The sequence below is a fragment of the Paenibacillus sp. A14 genome, from assembly GCF_036864815.1.
GTDB classification, from domain to species: Bacteria; Bacillota; Bacilli; order Paenibacillales; family Paenibacillaceae; genus Fontibacillus; species Fontibacillus sanfengchensis.
The window spans coordinates 278,220-296,308 of record NZ_JBAGJD010000004.1 but is presented as its reverse complement, the minus strand read 5'-3'; the positions used below and the strand labels follow the sequence as shown (position 1 = coordinate 296,308).

19 protein-coding genes are annotated in these 18,089 nt (G+C 50.9%); 8 read left to right on the top strand and 11 right to left on the bottom strand.

What is annotated here, in order from left to right; genetic code table 11:
- The first annotated feature begins 11 nt into the window (after positions 1-11).
- Positions 12-929, top strand: coding sequence for a glycine betaine ABC transporter substrate-binding protein (locus V4U88_RS12795; RefSeq protein WP_334073648.1), 918 nt, complete (start codon positions 12-14; stop codon positions 927-929).
- Between the two features lie 147 nt (positions 930-1,076).
- On the opposite strand, the gene V4U88_RS12790 is transcribed toward V4U88_RS12795, so the two are convergent.
- Complete coding sequence (locus V4U88_RS12790; protein ID WP_334073647.1) at positions 1,077-1,565, bottom strand: hypothetical protein; 489 nt, start codon at positions 1,563-1,565, stop codon at positions 1,077-1,079.
- Between the two features lie 224 nt (positions 1,566-1,789).
- On the opposite strand from V4U88_RS12790, the gene V4U88_RS12785 reads away from it, so the two are divergent.
- Entirely contained in the window at positions 1,790-2,047 is a 258-nt protein-coding gene (locus V4U88_RS12785) for a hypothetical protein (protein ID WP_334073646.1), read from the top strand.
- Positions 2,048-2,127: 80 nt separating this feature from the next.
- Here the strand turns inward: V4U88_RS12785 and V4U88_RS12780 are convergent, their stop codons facing one another.
- On the bottom strand, positions 2,128-2,826 hold the full coding sequence (locus tag V4U88_RS12780; RefSeq protein WP_334073645.1) for a YceI family protein: 699 nt from the start codon (positions 2,824-2,826) through the stop codon (positions 2,128-2,130).
- Between the two features lie 184 nt (positions 2,827-3,010).
- On the opposite strand from V4U88_RS12780, the gene V4U88_RS12775 reads away from it, so the two are divergent.
- Complete coding sequence (locus V4U88_RS12775) at positions 3,011-3,694, top strand: response regulator transcription factor (RefSeq protein ID WP_334073644.1); 684 nt, start codon at positions 3,011-3,013, stop codon at positions 3,692-3,694.
- Positions 3,679-5,088, top strand: a complete 1,410-nt coding sequence (locus tag V4U88_RS12770) for a sensor histidine kinase (protein ID WP_334073643.1) — start codon at positions 3,679-3,681, stop codon at positions 5,086-5,088. The genes V4U88_RS12775 and V4U88_RS12770 overlap by 16 nt, the downstream gene beginning before the upstream one ends.
- Before the next feature lie 197 nt (positions 5,089-5,285).
- Here the strand turns inward: V4U88_RS12770 and V4U88_RS12765 are convergent, their stop codons facing one another.
- A complete protein-coding gene (locus tag V4U88_RS12765) occupies positions 5,286-5,930 on the bottom strand; it encodes a TetR/AcrR family transcriptional regulator (protein WP_334073968.1) in 645 nt (214 codons plus the stop codon).
- Complete coding sequence (locus V4U88_RS12760; RefSeq protein ID WP_334073642.1) at positions 5,896-7,125, bottom strand: MFS transporter; 1,230 nt, start codon at positions 7,123-7,125, stop codon at positions 5,896-5,898. Before V4U88_RS12760 ends, V4U88_RS12765 begins: the two co-directional genes overlap by 35 nt.
- 236 nt (positions 7,126-7,361) lie before the next feature.
- Between V4U88_RS12760 and V4U88_RS12755 the strand changes: the two genes are divergently transcribed.
- The 3 genes from V4U88_RS12755 to V4U88_RS12745 all read left to right on the top strand — a co-directional run bounded on the left by V4U88_RS12755 (position 7,362) and on the right by V4U88_RS12745 (position 10,483).
- Positions 7,362-8,750, top strand: a complete 1,389-nt coding sequence (locus V4U88_RS12755; RefSeq protein WP_334073641.1) for an aminotransferase-like domain-containing protein — start codon at positions 7,362-7,364, stop codon at positions 8,748-8,750.
- Between the two features lie 96 nt (positions 8,751-8,846).
- Positions 8,847-9,137, top strand: coding sequence for a hypothetical protein (locus V4U88_RS12750; protein WP_334073640.1), 291 nt, complete (start codon positions 8,847-8,849; stop codon positions 9,135-9,137).
- Between the two features lie 26 nt (positions 9,138-9,163).
- A complete protein-coding gene (locus V4U88_RS12745) occupies positions 9,164-10,483 on the top strand; it encodes an MFS transporter (RefSeq protein ID WP_334073967.1) in 1,320 nt (439 codons plus the stop codon).
- A gap of 93 nt (positions 10,484-10,576) precedes the next feature.
- Here V4U88_RS12745 and groL read toward each other — a convergent pair whose 3' ends face one another.
- The 7 genes from groL to V4U88_RS12710 form a co-directional block, all read right to left on the bottom strand.
- Positions 10,577-12,196 (bottom strand): chaperonin GroEL, encoded by a 1,620-nt coding sequence (groL, locus tag V4U88_RS12740; RefSeq protein WP_334073639.1) that lies wholly within the window; start codon positions 12,194-12,196, stop codon positions 10,577-10,579.
- A 67-nt stretch (positions 12,197-12,263) separates the two neighbouring features.
- Positions 12,264-12,545 (bottom strand): co-chaperone GroES, encoded by a 282-nt coding sequence (groES, locus tag V4U88_RS12735; RefSeq protein ID WP_148450824.1) that lies wholly within the window; start codon positions 12,543-12,545, stop codon positions 12,264-12,266.
- Positions 12,546-12,918: 373 nt separating this feature from the next.
- Complete coding sequence (tatC, locus tag V4U88_RS12730) at positions 12,919-13,677, bottom strand: twin-arginine translocase subunit TatC (protein ID WP_334073638.1); 759 nt, start codon at positions 13,675-13,677, stop codon at positions 12,919-12,921.
- 93 nt (positions 13,678-13,770) lie between these two features.
- Positions 13,771-13,989, bottom strand: a complete 219-nt coding sequence (gene tatA / locus V4U88_RS12725) for a twin-arginine translocase TatA/TatE family subunit (RefSeq protein WP_334073637.1) — start codon at positions 13,987-13,989, stop codon at positions 13,771-13,773.
- 109 nt (positions 13,990-14,098) lie between these two features.
- Positions 14,099-14,584 (bottom strand): MogA/MoaB family molybdenum cofactor biosynthesis protein, encoded by a 486-nt coding sequence (locus tag V4U88_RS12720; RefSeq protein WP_334073636.1) that lies wholly within the window; start codon positions 14,582-14,584, stop codon positions 14,099-14,101.
- A 39-nt stretch (positions 14,585-14,623) separates the two neighbouring features.
- Positions 14,624-15,118, bottom strand: a complete 495-nt coding sequence (gene moaC / locus V4U88_RS12715; RefSeq protein WP_334073966.1) for a cyclic pyranopterin monophosphate synthase MoaC — start codon at positions 15,116-15,118, stop codon at positions 14,624-14,626.
- Between the two features lie 11 nt (positions 15,119-15,129).
- Entirely contained in the window at positions 15,130-15,774 is a 645-nt protein-coding gene (locus tag V4U88_RS12710; RefSeq protein WP_334073635.1) for a 5-formyltetrahydrofolate cyclo-ligase, read from the bottom strand.
- 188 nt (positions 15,775-15,962) lie between these two features.
- Here V4U88_RS12710 and V4U88_RS12705 point away from each other — a divergent pair, with 188 nt between their 5' ends.
- Positions 15,963-17,912, top strand: coding sequence for an ABC-F family ATP-binding cassette domain-containing protein (locus tag V4U88_RS12705; protein WP_334073634.1), 1,950 nt, complete (start codon positions 15,963-15,965; stop codon positions 17,910-17,912).
- The last annotated feature ends 177 nt before the right edge of the window (positions 17,913-18,089 follow it).

Genomic DNA, 18,089 nt, shown 5'->3' with positions numbered 1-18,089 from the left:
GAGGATAAAGGATGAAGAAAACGAAGAAGCTATGGGTAATGGCAGGCCTCGTCGGTATGCTGGCGTTGACCGCTTGCGGTTCCAACTCCGCCTCCGGCGGCGGTGACGGCAAATCCGGCGCGGGCGCGGCAACCGGCTCCATCGGTGCGCAAGTGAAACATGAAATTATCGGCATCGATCCGGGGGCCGGCATTATGAAGGCAACCGCCGACGCGCTGGAGCAATATGAACTGAAGGACTGGAACTTAATTGAAGGTTCGGGGGCCGCGATGACGGCCATGCTCGACAAAGCCGTAAAAAAACAAGAGCCGATCATCATCACCGGCTGGACGCCGCACTGGATGTTTTCCAAGTATGATCTGAAATACCTGGAAGACCCTAAAAAGGCGTATGGCGAAGCGGAAGAGATTCATACGATCGTACGTAAAGGATTGAAAGAAGACCATCCGGTCGCCTACGAATTTCTGGACCGGTTTGAGTGGAGTTCCGATGAGATGGGCGAAATCATGACGGCCATCCAGGACGGCTCGGACCCAGCGGAAGCCGCCAAAGCTTGGGCGGACAGCCACAGCGACCGCGTGGACGCCTGGACGAAGGATTTGCAGCCGGTCAGCGGCGACAAATTCAAGCTGAGTTATGTCGCTTGGGATTCGGAAATCGCCAGCACGCATCTGCTGGAATATATCATGGAGAGCAAGCTCGGCTATGACGTCACCGCGCTTCAGGTCGAAGCGGGCCCGATGTGGACAGGCGTGGCGAGCGGAGACGTCGACGCTTCCGCAGCTGCTTGGCTTCCGCTCACGCATGCCGATTACTGGGCGGAATTCGGCGACAAGCTGGAAGACCTCGGCCCTAACATGACCGGCGTAAAAACCGGCCTGGTCGTCCCGTCCTATGTCGATGTGAAATCGATCGAGGATTTGAAATAGCCTTCCGATTACAATAACAAGAAGAAACCATCCCTCTGGCTGGGATGGTTTCTTTGTTTCATCTATATCAATTAAAAAGAGGGAGTACAATTAATATAACAACCCTTCCTTAAACAAACCTTACGGAAACCTGAAAATCAGATTAATTTAATTTAAAGCCTCGGCCGGAAAAAGCACAAGTTCGTCCCTTTCGGCCAGAAGCCGCTCGATAAACTCGCTCTGCCCTTCTTCACATTCTATAAACAAGACAAACCCGCCTTTTAACAGACTGCGCTCCATTTCCCGCGCATCCTCCAAAGGAATTCCCGCTCCCCTCAATCCGACGACAAAGTCATCGCTTCCCTGTCCGATCTCCGCTCCGGCGAGCAAATAGGAGGCTGGCCCGATCACGGCCACGTTGACCGGCTTCTCTTCCAATATGGCGGCAACTTCAAGCAGCGGATGAAACAGCGCGTGATTTCCATCCCCTCGTTTGGGCTTGGGTAATCCGGTATCCCTGCTGATGATGCCCAGTTCCTCTTCCGTTCTTGCCGCTACGGAAATCCGTCCTTTTTTGATGCCGGCCCGTTTCAACTCCTCGATCACCATTGCCGCATCCTGCCTTGTGTGTGTAATCGCGGCCACCAATTTTGCCATGATATCTCCTCCCTGTTGTCGTCCTCTCTCCTGAACGCCTCATTATTTCCATACCCGTTTTTGTCGAAAAAATCTCTAAAAAAACCCATAAACCGATACCCGAATCAATAAAATTTGATATAAGAGCACATTTTCCCTTTTGAACCCATTTCCCCTTCCGGCAAACGCCGTGTCCATACGATCAAACCGCACATAGTTTATAAAAAAGGAGGAGGAATGCCCAAGTGGAAGCCTATTATAACTGTTTGCGCTTGAAAAACCGCAAGGTGCGGATTCTGACGACAGACAGACGACATGTTGTAGGAACGATCGTCGATGTGGATCCCCAAAATGTCTATATACGTCCCGAACGCGGGGGGCCTGTTCAAACGTCCGCTTTTTACCCGGGGTTCGGTCCCGGGCCTTATGGAGGAGCCGGCTGGTACGGAAACGATATCCTCACGCTCAGCCTGTTTACGCTCTTGGCTATTGCTCTCATTTAATTCCGCATTTTGAAAAAAAACAGGGATGAACCTCCTCGGATTCATCCCTGCCTTATTTTATCACCGTATGATTGATTCCCTTAGCGTTCGAGCACCAGTTCGAGACGAACCGAAATGTCGTTCTCCGTTTCCAGGACGACGGAGTGTGGATTCTTCATGCCGAAGTCGGCAAAAGTCACGGTCGTGACGCCCGACAGTCTCACCTGTTTGTTCTGATAGAGCGCCTGTGCCTTAAAGGTAACCTCCTTATCGACCCCTTTTACGGTCAAAACCCCCGGCATATTGAAGTCGTAAACCGTTCCTTCCTTCCATTCCGCAGGCAGCCCTTCAAAAGAGGAAGCGACAAATTTGGCCTGCGGATGCTCAGGCATATTAAAAAACTCCTCATTCTGAATATGCCCGTCCCGCTGGGCGTTCCCCGAGCTGACTTTGCTCATCTCCACGATTCCCTCGGCCTTCATCTTTTCGGGTTGATCCAATTGAATGGTCCAGTTGCCGCTAACCGCCGCGTTCTCAAAGTTGACGGTTTCCCTTGAGGTGGTTACGGAGAAATAAACTTTGGAAGGCTCGGCAATTTTCCAGTCGCCGTTTAACTGCTCGCCGTTTACAATGGCTTGAACAGCACTCCCCCCATTTGCCGCCGCGGCGCTTGCCGGAATAGCCTCAGTGATCTCCACACGATTTCCCAGGTAATTATCCATAAATGCATAACCGCCGGCGCCGGCCAGCAGGACCACGGCCGCTCCCGTTATCATCCAGTTTCTAGTTTTTTTGTTCATTTCTCGGGTTACCTCCTATCTCATTTACAGTTAATCTATCATTCGAATATGTCGAGATGATGTCAAAGTCTCTTTTTCTGAAAAACTTTCTATTTTTTACTCTAAGGCGGGGGAAAGGCTTGCAGCTGTGCCGCGGATATGATAAAGATTTAGAAAAAGCGATCTGCCGAAAGAGGAGAACTTCGTGAAAACGATATTAATTATCGAGGACGAGGAAGCCATTTCCCGCGTTCTCGCCGCTTATATCAAAAAAGCCGGACACCGTCCGATCCGGGCGGCAAACGGCCGGGATGCGATCATACAATTTGAGAGCGAGTCCCCGGATCTTGTTCTGCTTGACCTGATGCTCCCGGATGGGGACGGGATGGACTTGCTGGGGGAAATCCGCAAAACGAGCGCCTGCCCGGTCATCATGTTGACGGCCCGCGACGGGATCTCCGACAGGCTGGCGGGGCTGAACGGCGGGGCTGACGACTATATGATCAAACCCTTCGTTCCCGACGAAGTCATCGCCCGCATCAACGCCGTGCTCCGCAGGCCTCCCCACTGGCATGACGGCAGCAGCAAACGGATTTACGGGAACCTGCTGATCGATCTCGCCGCCAAGCAGGTATTGGTCAACGGTGCCGAGGTTGCTTTGAATCCCCGTGAACTGGCGCTGCTGCTGTTTTTGGCGGGATGGCCCAACCGGACTTTTACGCGTGAACAGCTCATCGAACAGGTTTGGGGAATCGATTATGACGGCAGCGACCGGGCGGTCGACCTGTCCATTAAACGTCTGCGTCAGGCGCTGTCGCATTGGTCGCTGGAAGAAGGGGAAATCCGTACGCTGCGGGGAATGGGGTATCAGTTATGGATCAAGGAGTGAAACGCAAACAAACCTCCATGTTGTGGTATTGGACGGTCCGGTATTTCGTCATTCTATGCCTTGGACTGGCGATTATCGCGCTCGCTGCCGTGTACTGGATTCGGGAAACGGCCATGGACAACCGCCTGAAGACGACGGGCCTGCTCGGGCAGGAAATTTCGGAACGGGTTACCTCTTCCACGGACGAACTCGTCATTCCGCCGAATTTTGAGCAACTGCTGAAGAGTCGGTTTGTCTATTTCAATCTGGACAAGGATGAGCTCTGCCTGATTATTACCGATAAAAAAGGAGAACTCGTATTTTCCAAACCCAAAATCAGCGGTCAACAGCTCAAACACAAACTTACCGACGATCTGTCGCAGGCCCGTGATGATCGGTTTTTGGCCGTCACGACGCCGATTATGAACGGGAAACAGCAGCAAGGTCAGGTCACCCTGCTACAATCCAAACGCTCGCTGACCTATAGTCCGAATGAAATTATCTTAGTCGCCGTATTGCTTTTAACGCTCATCTTATGCGGCTGGATTACGATCTATTCTTTATCCCGCAAGCTGTCCCATCCGATTCGCCGCGTGGCGCGGAGCGCCAGGCAGATTGCGGCGGGGTCCTATGATGTCGATCTGGATATCGCCACCCCGGAACGGGAGCTTCAGGATCTGGTTGGCTCCTTCAAAGACATGGCCCACCGCCTTAAGCAGTTGGAAGAATGGCGGGCCTTGTCGCTAGCCGGAGTGTCCCACGAGCTGAAAACCCCCGTTACCTCGATTAAAGGCCTGCTTTTGGCGGTGCGTGAAGGGGTGGTCAATCCGGAGGAGGCTGAAGAGTTCCTCGATATCGCACTGAAGGAATCGGAGCGCATGGAAGTGATGGTGGCCGACCTGCTTAATTATAATGCCCTGTCTTCAGGCAGTCTGGAGGTACGGAACGATTCGCTGGATGTGAAAGTACTCGTTGAGGAAATCGCCTACCAGTGGAATTTGTTCCATGAGAACGAGAACATCATCATCACCGTGGAGGCTCCGGAGGAGGAGCTGCTCACGGGCGGGGACGCCTTGCGGATTCAGCAAATCGTGGTGAATCTGCTGAATAATGCGCTGCAGGCGGCATCCGACAAGCGACCGCTCCTGATCCGTATCTCGCTCATCTCCCATGAGGGATATATCGATATCGCGGTGAGTGACAACGGAAGCGGCATTGCGGAGGACGAACAGCCGCATATCTTTGAACGCTTCTACCGTGGTGAGGCCAAGAAGCGCAAGGTGCGCGGCCTGGGTCTCGGCTTGACCTACAGCCGTCTGCTGGCCCGCGCCCAAGGCGGCGAACTCAGGCTGGACAGCAGCTCGCAGGCGGGCAGCACCTTTATTTTGGAACTGCGCAGGCAGGTTGCCGCTTGATTTTCTATGGCCAAAATCGTTAAATCGAGCAATTGCACTTGGTACGATTAAAGAAAAAACCGGCCTTTCCGGCGAACCGGAAGGTCGGTTTTTCAATGGATCGCTTTAAAATGACTAATCGGCGTAGGCCTTGGCTTGGCTGCTGTCTCTTATTTATGTAAGCCATAGAATCACTAGAGTCGCCCTATTCTCTCTAATTATTGCGAAGGGTCGTCGGCCAAATACTGCAGAATCATATCCACGAAACGCTGTGGAATCGGGTCATCTTTCTCCTCCTCTGTAACCGTTGCCGGAACGAGGCTAATTTTCCGGAGGAGCCCCATCATCGCCGTAAATATAAACTGTCCCGTTTCTAAGGGAGGGAGTTCTGGTTTCAACGAGCCATCCCTGATCCCCGCTTCGAGGGTCTCGGTGAGGAAATGCCGCTCTTTTTTTGTAAGGATAAATTGTTCATAGCGGCGTTTCAGTTCGTGATCCGAATCATAGGCCTCGTAGTAGAGATCGAATAGCAGGATGTATTTCAGATAATCGGAATGCTGCCGGGCGTAGTCTATCCAAGCTTCGAGAATGAGCCGTAGCCTCGCCTTCCCGTCGCGGGCCTCGATTCCTATTCCGTTCAAATAATCGGTCATGTTCTCCAGCACGTCCATTTGCACCTCAAAAATCAATTCGTCCAGGGAGAGGAAGTGTTTGTAAAAGGTGACCCGGCTAACGCCCGCCAATTCGCACACCTCTTTGATATTCACGTGAAGGAAGCTTTTTTTCATAAAAAGATTCTTCCCTGCCGCGATTAAAGCCTCCCGGTGCTTATTTTTCAGATTTCGGTGCCAAGACTCCGCCATCGTTAACGATTCGTCCTTCATTTCGCTTTTTCCTTTCTATAGTTAAACCAAAGGCTCCCAGAAGAATGAACGCCCCTATAATATAGGGCATATTGAGTTGAATATCAAACAGAGCCCCCGCAAAAATCGGGCCGACAATGTTTCCCAAGCTGGTGTAGGTCGTATTTAGTCCGGAAGCATACCCCTGCCGCCCTTCGGCCATGTTGGCGATCAGCGTGCTGACCGTCGGCCGGAGAAAGGCGTTGAAGGCAAAAAACAGGGCGGACACCGCCAAAAGGTAGCCCAAATTGACCCGAATCAACATCAACAAGAGGGCGCAAGCCGACAGGATCAAAGAGCAGCGAATGACCCGGATTTCGCCGAATCGTCGAACGATCCGGTCGAGCAGCCACACCTGTACGACCACGCCAACAATCGCTCCCAATGTAATGATAACGGAAATTTCCCGAGCGTCGAAGGCATATTTTTGCTCTACAAACAAAGCGTAAACCGTTTCATAATTGGCTAGCCCAAAGGTCATGACCAGAATGAGCAGCAGGTATCGAAAATAAGGAGTTCGGAACGAGTTCAGCAGTTGCTGTCTTAACGGTTCGCGCTGCGAACGTGATCTTTCGGCTGCTCTAATCTCCCGCGTCTGGGTTTCCGGGAGCAGCCATGTGAGAAGCGTCGCTGCAAGTCCCAACCCCGCGGCAAAAAAATAGGGTACCCGGATGCCGAACTCCGCGATGATTCCCCCGAGTCCCGGTCCCAGGACCATCCCGAGATTCATCGAAGCGCTCAAATACCCCATCCCCTTGGCTCTCGTCTCCGCAGTTGTCCGATCGGCTACATAAGCCATAACGGACGGTACCATAAGACCGAGTCCGATTCCCCCGATAAAACGGGCCGCATATAAAAATGACAAGCTGTGTGATACGGCGAACATATAGTCGGAGAGAACGGTCAAAAACAGACCGGACATAATCATTTTTTTACGGCCGAATTTGTCGGAAAGCTGACCCCCGATCGGGGAAAATAAAAACTGGGCAGCCCCGAAAGCGGCGACAAGATAGCCGGCTGCCGTACCTGCGGCGTCAAACTGTTTCAGATAATCCGGAAGGATCGGTATGACCATCCCTTGCCCCAACAGGGCGATGAATAAGTTAAACATCAAGATGAAAAGCGGATATCCGCTTGAGGCCGAAAAGCGGGACATAAAGAACCTCCTTATATAGTTTACACTAAGTAAATGATTACTTTATGTAAACTATGATAAGGGACATCCGATTGCTTTGTAAAGAGGTGAGGTTAAGAAACCCACTCGCCCGTTTGGCAAGCACGGGACACACAGGATGGTGTATAGAAGGCCCGAAGGTTATAATTTAAGATGCAGCTTTATTACTAAACTATATCTTGTTCAATTTGTATAGCAATATGAAAAGGATGCGTATCATGCCGATTAATTCTTTTGAAAACTATCCGATGAGCTGGAAGCCATCGATTGATAAAACCAAAAAACCTATTTATCGAGCACTCGCGGCTCAATTGCAACAGGATATTTTAAACGGAGTTTTGTTGCCCGGTACGAAACTTCCACCACAGCGAGAACTGGCCGATTATTTAGATTTGAATTTGAGTACCATTTCAAAAGCGTTTAAAATGTGTGAGTTAAAGGGCTTGTTGAGTGCATCTGTCGGAAGCGGGACATTTGTATCGTATGATGCGTTGTCGAATGCGTATTTACTTGAAGATACAAAGCCGAAGCATTTAATTGAAATGGGAGCCACAATACCGGATAATGCTTCTTACGAGCCACTGCAACTCCAACTGAAAAGCATGCTGCAAGAGGCAGATTATGAAAAATGGTTTGGTTACGGTCGAGCAGGCGAAAGCCTTTGGCAAAAAGACGCAGCTATAAAGCTGATCCGAAGAGGCGGGTTTGAAACAACGGTTGATCACATTTTATTTGCCAATGGGGGTCAAAATGCGATTGCTGCCATACTGGCGAGTCTTTGTAAGCCTGGGGATCGCATTGGTGTCGATCATCATACCTACCCAGGATTAAAAACTGTTGCGGCGATGCTTAGTGTGCATGTGGTCCCCATAAAATCAGAGCACTATGAAATGAGTCCGGCAGCTTTAGAATATGCGTGTAAAAATGACAATATTAAAGGGGTGTACTTGATCCCGGATTATCATAATCCGACAGCCTGCCTTATGTCTGTCGAGAATCGAAAAGCGATTGCAGCAATTGCCAAGAAGTATAATCAGTTCATTATTGAAGATGCGTCGTATCATCTCCTCAATAAAAAGCCACTTCCAGCAATCGCATCATTCGCACCGGAACAGGTCATCTACATTGCGAGTTTATCGAAATCAATGGCACCGGGATTACGACTAGCCTATGTAGCAGTGCCGAATCAGTTTAAGGAGCCCATTTCAAAGGCGCTTTATAATTTAAATGTATCCGTTTCCCCGTTACTCGCAGAACTGGCGGCACGTATGATTGTGTCTAATCAATTTGAAGCCATAATTGAGGGTCATCGGAAACAAACCATTCGCAGAAACCAAGTTGTAAATCGATATTTGGCTGACTATATGTGTTTAGGTGTTGAAACAGGCATCTTCCGTTGGCTGCTATTACCAGGCAAGATTACAGGTGCTGAATTTGAAGCGTTAGCTGCACAACAGGGGGTACAGGTGTATGCGGCTGAACGTTTTGTAGTTGGAAACAGTTATCCGGAGCGGGCAGTAAGAGTTTCTGTCTGTGCGCCCGAGACGCTTGAAGAGCTTGAGCAAGGATTGATCATCCTTAGGCGTTTGCTAAACGGTTTTACTTAATATTGTTCGCCATACAATTATATTATTGTATGGTTTTTTTCTGTGCGTTATGATGTGAGTGTTGATCCATACTTATATATTTTGGAGGCTGATAAGATGAGTACCAAAGCATATTTAGAAATTACAATGATGATTGATGAAGCAAACCGTCCGGCAGCGGCCAAGGTATACGCTGATTATCGCCAACCTTTTCTGACCCAAATAAAAGGCGCTATTTCTAAGGAACTTCTAATTCGAAACGAAGATGTCCAGGTGCTTCATGGATTCGATAGTGTTGAGAATGCACAAGCTTATTTAACAAGTGAAATGTTTAATAGTGATGTTGTTGTTGGGCTTAAGCCATTGTGGAGTGCTGACCCCGAAGTAAAAATTTATAGTGTAGCGTAAGATGAGAGCTAAAAGGGTGGGTTAGAATAAAAGTGTCAGACGTCCAAACAGCTTTGCTTAAAAGGTACATTCGTTCTTCAGAAGATCAAAAAAAGTTATACAAGCGAACACTATTCGTTATAAGTATTTCACAAATTTTTGGTGGTGCAGGCTTAGCAGCAGGAGTTACCGTGGGGGCACTTCTTGCGCAGCAAATGCTCGGTACTGATGCGTTTGCCGGTCTTCCTTCAGCTTTACTTACTTTAGGCTCAGCAGGAGCGGCTTTATTCGTCGGGAGACTTTCCCAACGTTATGGTCGTCGTACAGGTCTGACAGCGGGATTTATGATCGGTGGACTTGGCGCACTAGGAATCATCATTGCAGCAATGATAAACAGTGTGTTTCTGTTATTTACCTCCCTACTTGTTTATGGTGCAGGTTCAGCAACAAATTTACAAGTTCGTTATGCAGGTACAGATTTAGCGAATAGTACACAACGAGCGACTGCGGTTAGTTTTTCGATGGTTTTTACAACATTCGGTGCGGTTGCAGGTCCGAATTTAGTGAATGTTATGGGAAATTTTGCTCTTTCCATTGGTGTTCCGTCACTTGCCGGCCCATTCATTTTAGCAGCAGCAGCATATATCCTAGCAGGTGTTGTCCTTTTTATAATGCTTCGTCCCGATCCATTAGTTATAGCCAGAATGATCGAAGCGACCAACCAAGAACCCGGTGATCAAGGACGTTCGGTGGCAACGGAGCATACAGAAAACAAAAGGGGCATAGTCGTTGGGGCAACGATTATGATTCTTACTCAAATTGTAATGGTGGCTATTATGACAATGACGCCGGTTCATATGAGACATCATGGACATAGCTTGGGTGCAGTAGGTCTTGTTATTGGTTTTCATATAGGCGCCATGTATCTCCCCTCACTGGTTACAGGTGTCCTTGTTGATAAGTTAGGGCGTATTGCGATGGCTATTGCTTCTGGAACTACGTTGCTTCTGGCAGGTGTAATGGCGGCATTCGCACCAGGAGATTCTATGGTTTTTCTAGTAATTGCCCTTTCTTTACTTGGATTAGGATGGAATTTTGGTTTGATAAGCGGGACTGCCCTTATCGTTGATTCAACTGAAACCTCCACACGTGCTAAAACTCAAGGTACAGTGGATGTTTTGATTGCATTGTCGGGAGCTGCCGGCGGGGCATTGTCCGGAATGATTGTGGCAGGTTCAAGCTTCCTAACGTTATCATTGACTGGGGGGATTTTATCCTTATTACTAATTCCGGTGGTGATATGGTCTCGTGGAGGCAAAAAAATAGGCCGCATTGACAAGCCATCACGAAAGCGCATTTCAGGATAGTAAAAAACCGATGGAACATCGTTCGGTATTGAAAAAGGCTCCCTCTCGGGAGCCTTTCGTTATGCGCTATTACAGGGTTTTATGGACCCTTTATTACATCATACCGCCCATACCGCCCATGTCAGGCATAGCCGGTTTTTCCGGTTCCGGTTTGTCGGCGATGACAGCTTCGGTGGTCAGGAAGAGGCCTGCAACGGAAGCGGCATGCTGCAATGCGGAACGGGTAACTTTGGCCGGATCGACGATCCCTGCGTCAAACATGTTGACCCATTCGCCGGTAGCCGCGTTGTAGCCGATACCTACTTGTTCTTTCTTCAGACGGTCAACAATAACCGAGCCTTCTTCGCCGGCGTTGGCAGCGATTGTACGAACCGGCTCTTCCAGAGCGCGGAGCACGATTTCGGCACCGGTTTTTTCGTCGCCGGACAGGCTGATGTTAGCTACCGCGTTGTATACGTTCACCAGCGCTACGCCGCCGCCGGAAACGATCCCCTCTTCAACCGCAGCGCGGGTTGCGTTCAAGGCGTCTTCGATGCGCAGTTTGCGCTCTTTCAGTTCGGTTTCCGTAGCCGCGCCGACTTTGATGACCGCTACGCCGCCAGCCAGTTTAGCCAAACGCTCTTGCAGTTTTTCTTTGTCGAACTCGGAAGTGGTTTCTTCCAGTTGGGCACGGATTTGGTTAACGCGAGCGGTGATATCGTTCTTGTCGCCGCTGCCGTCAACGATAGTAGTGTTTTCTTTGGTAACGATAACTTGACGAGCGTTACCCAATTGATCCACCGTAGTGCTCTTCAGATCCAGGCCGAGTTTCTCGGTGATCACTTGACCGCCCGTCAGAGCGGCGATATCTTGCAGCATCGCTTCACGACGGTCGCCAAAGCCAGGAGCTTTAACGGCTACCGCGCTGAATGTACCGCGCAGTTTGTTCACGATCAGCATCGCTTGAGCTTCGCCTTCGATATCTTCGGCGATGATCAGAAGCGGTCTGGATTGTTGTACGATTTTTTCAAGGATCGGCAAAATCTCTTGCGTGCTGCTGATCTTCTTATCCGTGATCAGGATATATGGGTTATCAAGCACGGCTTCCATTTTGTCCGTATCCGTAATCATGTACGGGGAGACGTAGCCGCGGTCAAATTGCATACCTTCTACGACTTCCAGTTCGGTCGCGAAGCCGCGGGATTCTTCAACGGTGATAACGCCGTCTTTGCCCACTTTTTCCATCGCTTCGGCAATCAGTTCGCCCACTTCTTCGTCCGCTGCGGAAATCGCCGCAACTTGAGCGATGGATTGCTTGCCTTCGATGGTCTTGGAAATCTTCTTCAATTCTTCAACCGCCGTACGAACGGCTTTGTCGATCCCTTTACGCAATCCGATCGGGCTTGCGCCGGCCGTTACGTTCTTCAAACCTTCGCGGATCAGTGCTTGAGCCAAAACCGTCGCCGTCGTCGTACCGTCACCGGCCACGTCATTCGTCTTGGTTGCTACTTCTTTAACGAGTTGAGCGCCCATGTTTTCAAAGGCGTCTTCCAGCTCGATTTCCTTAGCGATCGTTACGCCGTCATTCGTGATGAGCGGGCTGCCGAATTTCTTCTCCAGAACGACGTTGCGTCCTTTCGGTCCAAGCGTAACTTTTACTGCGTTAGCCAAAGTGTCAACACCGCGGAGCATCGAACGGCGGGCGTCTTCACTGAATTTGATTTCTTTTGCCATTAGTAAATTACCTCCCTGGTTAATTATAAATGGTTACAGCTGCAATTCGGATGTATAACGCACCGTCTTAACCGACGATGGCATGAATGTCGCTCTCTTTCATAATCAAATACTCTTTACCTTCGTACTTCACTTCTGTTCCGGCATACTTGGAAAATAATACGCGATCGCCTTCCTTCACTTCCAGAGGCACACGAACACCGTCCTTCAGCGCGCCGCTGCCTACAGCGACTACCCGGCCTTCCTGCGGTTTCTCCTTCGCCGTGTCCGGAAGGACGATTCCGAAAGCGGTTGTCTCTTCTTGTTCGATCGGTTCTACCAATACGCGTTCACCTAAAGGTTTGATCATGAAAAAATAGCCTCCTTTAAATATGTTGTGTTGATGGATTGAAGTAAACTATGTATTAGCACTCAACATACTCAAGTGCTAATAACCACTTTTATGATACTCAACTTGTTTGCAGATTTCAAGTCCCTGATACAATTTTTGTCTTTAATTTATGAAAATCTTGGACAGCCTCGCTTCACCATTCTATCCTCCGGAGGATAAATATATTCCATTGCGGGGATAGGGGCATAGACACTAAAGTACCCGCGTATTTTTAATGGACGCTATAGCCGCTAATTAGTTCCGTTAACATTCGCCCGCCGTCCCGCCGCAAAATAAAACCCGGTCGCGAGACAGACTCCTCCGAAACCGGGTTTTTCTTGATTCCAAGAACCTATTTATATCTCCGTTCCCGCTCGGCATCCGCCGCAAGCTGCTTCCGATGTACCCGCTTGGACAACACGACGCTTAGCTCGTAGAGAAGAATAAGCGGGACGAGTACCAGGAACGCGGAGAAAAAGTCGGCCGGGGTAATCATCACCGAAATGACCACCAGAATAAAGTAGGCCATGCGGCGCATTTTTTTCAGCCGGACAGGATTGAGCAGCCGCAGTTGGGTCAGGAACAGAATCACCAGCGGCAGTTCGAACAACAGGGAGATCGGCAGGACAATATTCATCAAAAACTTGAAATAGTCCGCCATTCCGTAGGTCTCGATCAGCCCCAGCTGCTTATTCAGCGAGCCCGTAAACGACATCGCCAGCGGAAAGACGACATAATAGCCGAAGGCCACGCCGGCCAGGAAACAAACGAATACATACGGGATGTATTTTAAGGTGGCCTTACGTTCCGCCGGCTTCAACCCCGGACTGACGAACGCCCAGAGTTGGTACAGCGTAAATGGCAGGGTAACCCCCAGCGCCACCACCATAGCGATTTTCATGTAGACGCCGACGCCGTCCCAAAATGAAAAGGCGTTCAGCTCGATTCGGACGCCGGATAGCGCATTGACCGTGATATAATGATAGATCGGGTCCACGACAAAAAAAGCGGCCACGAGAACCAGCACAAAAACGAATAAGACATAAAACAACCGCCGCCGCAGTTCCGCCAAATGAGCGACAACACTTTGCTTATCCTGCTCTTCAGCCAAAATTTTGCCTCCTTACCATCCGATGCGACATCTACAAACAAAATCCCTCCCGGTCAGGGAAGGATTCCTGGGAGCTTTCCTCTCAAGTTGGGCTCACTCCGGCAGGCGACGAGGGTCGCCCTTCTCGGGCTGCACCGCCGCAGTCACCGGTGCCTCGGCTTTCCTCGGCTCGGGCTCGTCATCGACGATATCCCGGGTCGCCTCCTTGAATTCACGGAATGTCCGTCCAACGGCGCGTCCGAGCTCCGGCAATTTGTTAGGTCCAAACAGCAGCAAAGCCGCAATGATGATTAACAAAATCCCGCCTGTCATCCTGACTCTCCTTCCGCAAACCCTTTCATTATAGATATACCATAACTTATATCACAAAATTAGTCCATAATTTTGACGGATTTCCCCATCCTCCCTGGGGGCTCAACGTCTACAGCCGAAATTGGCCGGTAACCATCAGCAGCGCTTCCGGAAGCTGGTCCATAATCGCCGCCAAGTTCTCGTGCACCCCTTTAGGAGTGCCTGGCAGATTCACGATCAAGGTGCGTCCGCGAATACCGACAATGCCCCGGAAGAGCATGGCTCCCCGGTTTTTCTTCATCGCCGTATAGCGCATCGCCTCAGCCATCCCCGGAACCTCCCGCTCGATGACCCTCCGCGTCGCTTCAGGGGTTACATCTCGAATGGCCAGTTCCGTTCCGCCTGTCGTCAAAACCAGATCGGCGTGAAAATAATCGGTCATTTCGATCAAGGCCGCGATAATTTCATCCGGTTCATCGGGAACGATTCGATACTCCACAATTTCTCCGCCAAGCTCTTCCTCCACCAGCTCGCGAATTACCTGGGCGCTCGTGTCTTCACGTTCGCCTCTGGCTCCTTTGTCGCTTGCCGTAAGGATCGCTGTTTTCCAAACCATGAGTCACCCTCCTCATCCATCTCGGAACGAAAAATGATATTAACCCTCTCTGACATAATCCCCGCTTTTTCCGCCGCTCTTCGAGCGCAGCTGCGTAGGGCCGATCACGATATCCTTCTGCAGCGCTTTGCACATATCGTAAACCGTAAGCGCCGCGGCGGAAACGGCCGTGAGCGCCTCCATTTCCACGCCGGTTTTGCCCTCCGTCTTCACCGTGGCTTCCACGTACAGCTCGTCCTTCCCGTTATCGGTAAAAACGAGGTTCACCCCCGTTAACGGCAACGGGTGGCACATCGGAATCCAGTCTGACGTGCGCTTCGCCCCTTGAATTCCGGCGATTTGGGCTACGGCAAGGACATCCCCCTTCCCGATCCGGCCTTCCTTGATCGCTTGCAATGTAGAAGGAAGCATGCGGACCGTCGTTTCCGCAACCGCTGCGCGGACCGTGGACGCCTTGCCGGAGACATCCACCATACGGGCTCTGCCCTGCTCGTTAAAATGAGTCAATTTCCCTTGACCGTCTGCCGAATCCATTCTTCTCCTCACTACTTTCCTTCTATATATATTGTACCGGACGCCGTAAACAGCATGTCCAGTCTAAAATCATGTTCTTCCATCGGAAGCGGCTCCTTCACGATAAGTTCCCGGTACGCGAGGGCTGTCTTTAGAACCCGTCGGCTTCCGCACGACATCACAGCATGACTCGTCTCTCCCAGGACGCTCATGAAACGGTCATAGTACCCGCCGCCGTAGCCGATCCGACCGCCGAGGCGGTCAAAGGCCAGCCCGGGGACCAGTATCACGTCCAATTCCCCGTAGCGGCTGACAGGCCAAATGGGAATTTTCTCATTCGGCTCCGGGATTCCCCAAAGCCCCTCGATCAAGTCCTGTGCCCCGTTCAACCTATGCAGCGTCATCACTCCGCCACCGGACACACGGGGAACCAAGATCCGGTCTCCCCGATCCCGGCAGTTTCGCAATAGCGGAGTTGTGTCCGGTTCATCGCGGAACGACAAATAACTGAAAACCGTAAGAGGGGCGCCCTTTCGGGCCCGCAGCGGACCGAGCACTTCCTGCTCCGCACGCAGGCAGGCAGCCAGCGCCTCGGCTTGACGCACAGCCTCCGGAATACTCGACCGTACCCCAGCCATGTGAGCTCTGAGTTCTTTTTTGCGTTCCTTGATGTCCATCCGTAAACTCCCTCCCGTCAAAATACGGGAACTGCCATCTCCTCCCTTAGTGTATCATTGTTAACGCAAAATGAAAACTGAACCGGCAGGTTTCATCCCTTTTCCGCCGGGAATGAGCGGTGCATTTACCCCGCATTTCATGTACACTGAATACAGATGGGTGTGATATATAGGAGGATCAATACGATATGCTGCTTCAAGCTACGGACATTACGAAATTGTACGGAGTAACCACCATCCTCGGCGGGATTAACCTCCAGGTTCTGGAACGGGACCGGATCGGTCTCGTCGGGGTAAACGGCGCCGGCAAATCCACTTTGCTGCAAATTTTGGCGGGTGAATTGACTCCGGATGGCGGACAAATTTTTAAAGCGAAGGAAACGAGGGTCGGATACCTCGCCCAAAACAGCGGTTTGCAATCGGACCGCACTATCTGGGAGGAAATGCTCGCCGTTTTTTCCGATTTGACGGAAACCGAGCAGGAGCTCCGGCAGATGGAAATCCAGATTGCGGACCCTGCCGCGGATCATGAGGATAAAGCCTATAAAGAATTGCTCAGCCGGTACGCCGCCAAGTCCGATTGGTTCAAAGACCACGGCGGTTATGAAATCGAGACCCGCATCCGCAGCGTGCTGCACGGCATGGGTTTCGGCGGCTTTTCGCCGGATACCGTGATCTCCACGCTCAGCGGGGGGCAAAAAACCAGGCTGGCGCTCGCCCGGATTCTGCTCCAGGCCCCGGATCTGCTCATGCTGGACGAACCTACCAACCATCTGGATATCCAGACGCTGACCTGGCTGGAGGACTATCTGCGGAACTATTCGGGCGCATTGCTCGTCGTATCCCATGACCGTTATTTTCTGGACCGGCTCGCCAATGTGATCGTGGAGATCGAACGGCACCAGTCCCGCAGATATACCGGAAATTACAGCCGTTATATCGAATTGAAGGCGGCGGAATACGAAAGCCAAATGAAGCTCTACGAAAAGCAGCAGGACGAAATCGCCCGGATGGAGGCTTTTATCCAGCGCAATATCGTACGGGCTTCAACCACGAAACGGGCGCAAAGCCGCCGCAAGGCGCTTGAAAAAATGGAAGTCATGGACCGGCCGCCCGGCGACTTGAAGAAAGCGAGTTTCTCCTTTGAAGCGGAAATCATGAGCGGTAAGGATGTGCTTCAGGTTGACGGTCTCTCGTACGCCTTTGAACCCGGAGCCGAGCCGTTATTCCGCAATGTTTCCTTCAGTTTAATACGCGGGGAAACCGTGGCTTTGATCGGACCGAACGGGATCGGCAAATCGACGCTGTTGAAAATGCTCACCGGAGACCTTTCCCCTACTTCGGGCAAGTTGACCTGGGGAACGAAGGTGAAGATTGGTTATTATGACCAGGAACAAAGCCATTTAAACCCGGGCAACACCGTGCTGGAAGAAGTCTGGAGCGCGTTTCCCCATTTGGAGGAAGTTCGGATACGCAGCGTGCTCGGCAATTTTTTGTTCAGCGGCGAGGATGTGCTTAAGAAAATCGCGGCATTAAGCGGCGGGGAAAAAGCGCGGGTCTCCCTGGCCAAGCTGATGCTGCAGAAGGCCAACGTGCTGATCCTTGACGAACCGACCAACCACTTGGATTTATTCAGTAAAGAGGTGCTGGAATCGGCTCTGCTGGATTATGACGGCACATTGCTGTTCATCTCGCATGACCGCTACTTCCTGAATAAAATGGCCGAACGTATCGAGGAACTGAATCCCGACGGAATAGAACATTTCCTGGGTAATTATGACGATTATTTGGAGAAAAAACAGGAGCTGCGCGAGTTGGTTGCCGAGCAAACCCTGGCCCCTTCCGGGAAAGAGAGTCGTAATCAAACCAGTCCCCCCGGGGAAAAAGCGGGCGCGATGTCCTATGAGGCGGAAAAGCAGGCAAAACGGCAGGAACGGGCGCGTGCCCGCAGGTTGGAACAGTTGGAAGAAGACATTTCCAAATTCGAATCGGACATCGCCGATTTGGAAGCCGAACTTATGCTGCCTGAGGTCTACCAGGATTATGCCCTGCTGCAGGAGCGCCAGGCCGCGATTGATAAGCTCAAGTCGGAGCTGGCTGCCGCTTATGAAGAATGGGAGGCGCTGGCGGCAGAATAATTTGCAAAATAGTCAAAATAGCCCGGCTCCCTTTATTCACAACTTTATCCACAAAATCAACAGGGATACCCACAAGAAAAAACGACCATTGAGGTCGTTTTTTCTTGATTTCTAAGCTGATTTTGATCGTTTTCCTGTATTATCCACGAAGTTATGCCCATTATCCACAGTTTTTTG

Bases quoted from the DNA above. Each gene is read 5' to 3' on its own strand.
- tatA (WP_334073637.1), bottom strand. From the start codon at position 13,989: ATGACAGGCGGGATTTTGTTAATCATCATTGCGGCTTTGCTGCTGTTT.
- V4U88_RS12760 (WP_334073642.1), bottom strand. From the start codon at position 7,125: ATGTCCCGCTTTTCGGCCTCAAGCGGATATCCGCTTTTCATCTTGATG.
- V4U88_RS12750 (WP_334073640.1), top strand. From the start codon at position 8,847: ATGAGTACCAAAGCATATTTAGAAATTACAATGATGATTGATGAAGCA.
- V4U88_RS12765 (WP_334073968.1), bottom strand. From the start codon at position 5,930: ATGGCGGAGTCTTGGCACCGAAATCTGAAAAATAAGCACCGGGAGGCT.
- moaC (WP_334073966.1), bottom strand. From the start codon at position 15,118: ATGGATTCGGCAGACGGTCAAGGGAAATTGACTCATTTTAACGAGCAG.
- V4U88_RS12705 (WP_334073634.1), top strand. From the start codon at position 15,963: ATGCTGCTTCAAGCTACGGACATTACGAAATTGTACGGAGTAACCACC.
- V4U88_RS12755 (WP_334073641.1), top strand. From the start codon at position 7,362: ATGCCGATTAATTCTTTTGAAAACTATCCGATGAGCTGGAAGCCATCG.
- V4U88_RS12710 (WP_334073635.1), bottom strand. From the start codon at position 15,774: ATGGACATCAAGGAACGCAAAAAAGAACTCAGAGCTCACATGGCTGGG.
- V4U88_RS12780 (WP_334073645.1), bottom strand. From the start codon at position 2,826: ATGAACAAAAAAACTAGAAACTGGATGATAACGGGAGCGGCCGTGGTC.
- V4U88_RS12770 (WP_334073643.1), top strand. From the start codon at position 3,679: ATGGATCAAGGAGTGAAACGCAAACAAACCTCCATGTTGTGGTATTGG.
- V4U88_RS12720 (WP_334073636.1), bottom strand. From the start codon at position 14,584: ATGGTTTGGAAAACAGCGATCCTTACGGCAAGCGACAAAGGAGCCAGA.
- V4U88_RS12795 (WP_334073648.1), top strand. From the start codon at position 12: ATGAAGAAAACGAAGAAGCTATGGGTAATGGCAGGCCTCGTCGGTATG.
- groES (WP_148450824.1), bottom strand. From the start codon at position 12,545: ATGATCAAACCTTTAGGTGAACGCGTATTGGTAGAACCGATCGAACAA.
- V4U88_RS12790 (WP_334073647.1), bottom strand. From the start codon at position 1,565: ATGGCAAAATTGGTGGCCGCGATTACACACACAAGGCAGGATGCGGCA.
- groL (WP_334073639.1), bottom strand. From the start codon at position 12,196: ATGGCAAAAGAAATCAAATTCAGTGAAGACGCCCGCCGTTCGATGCTC.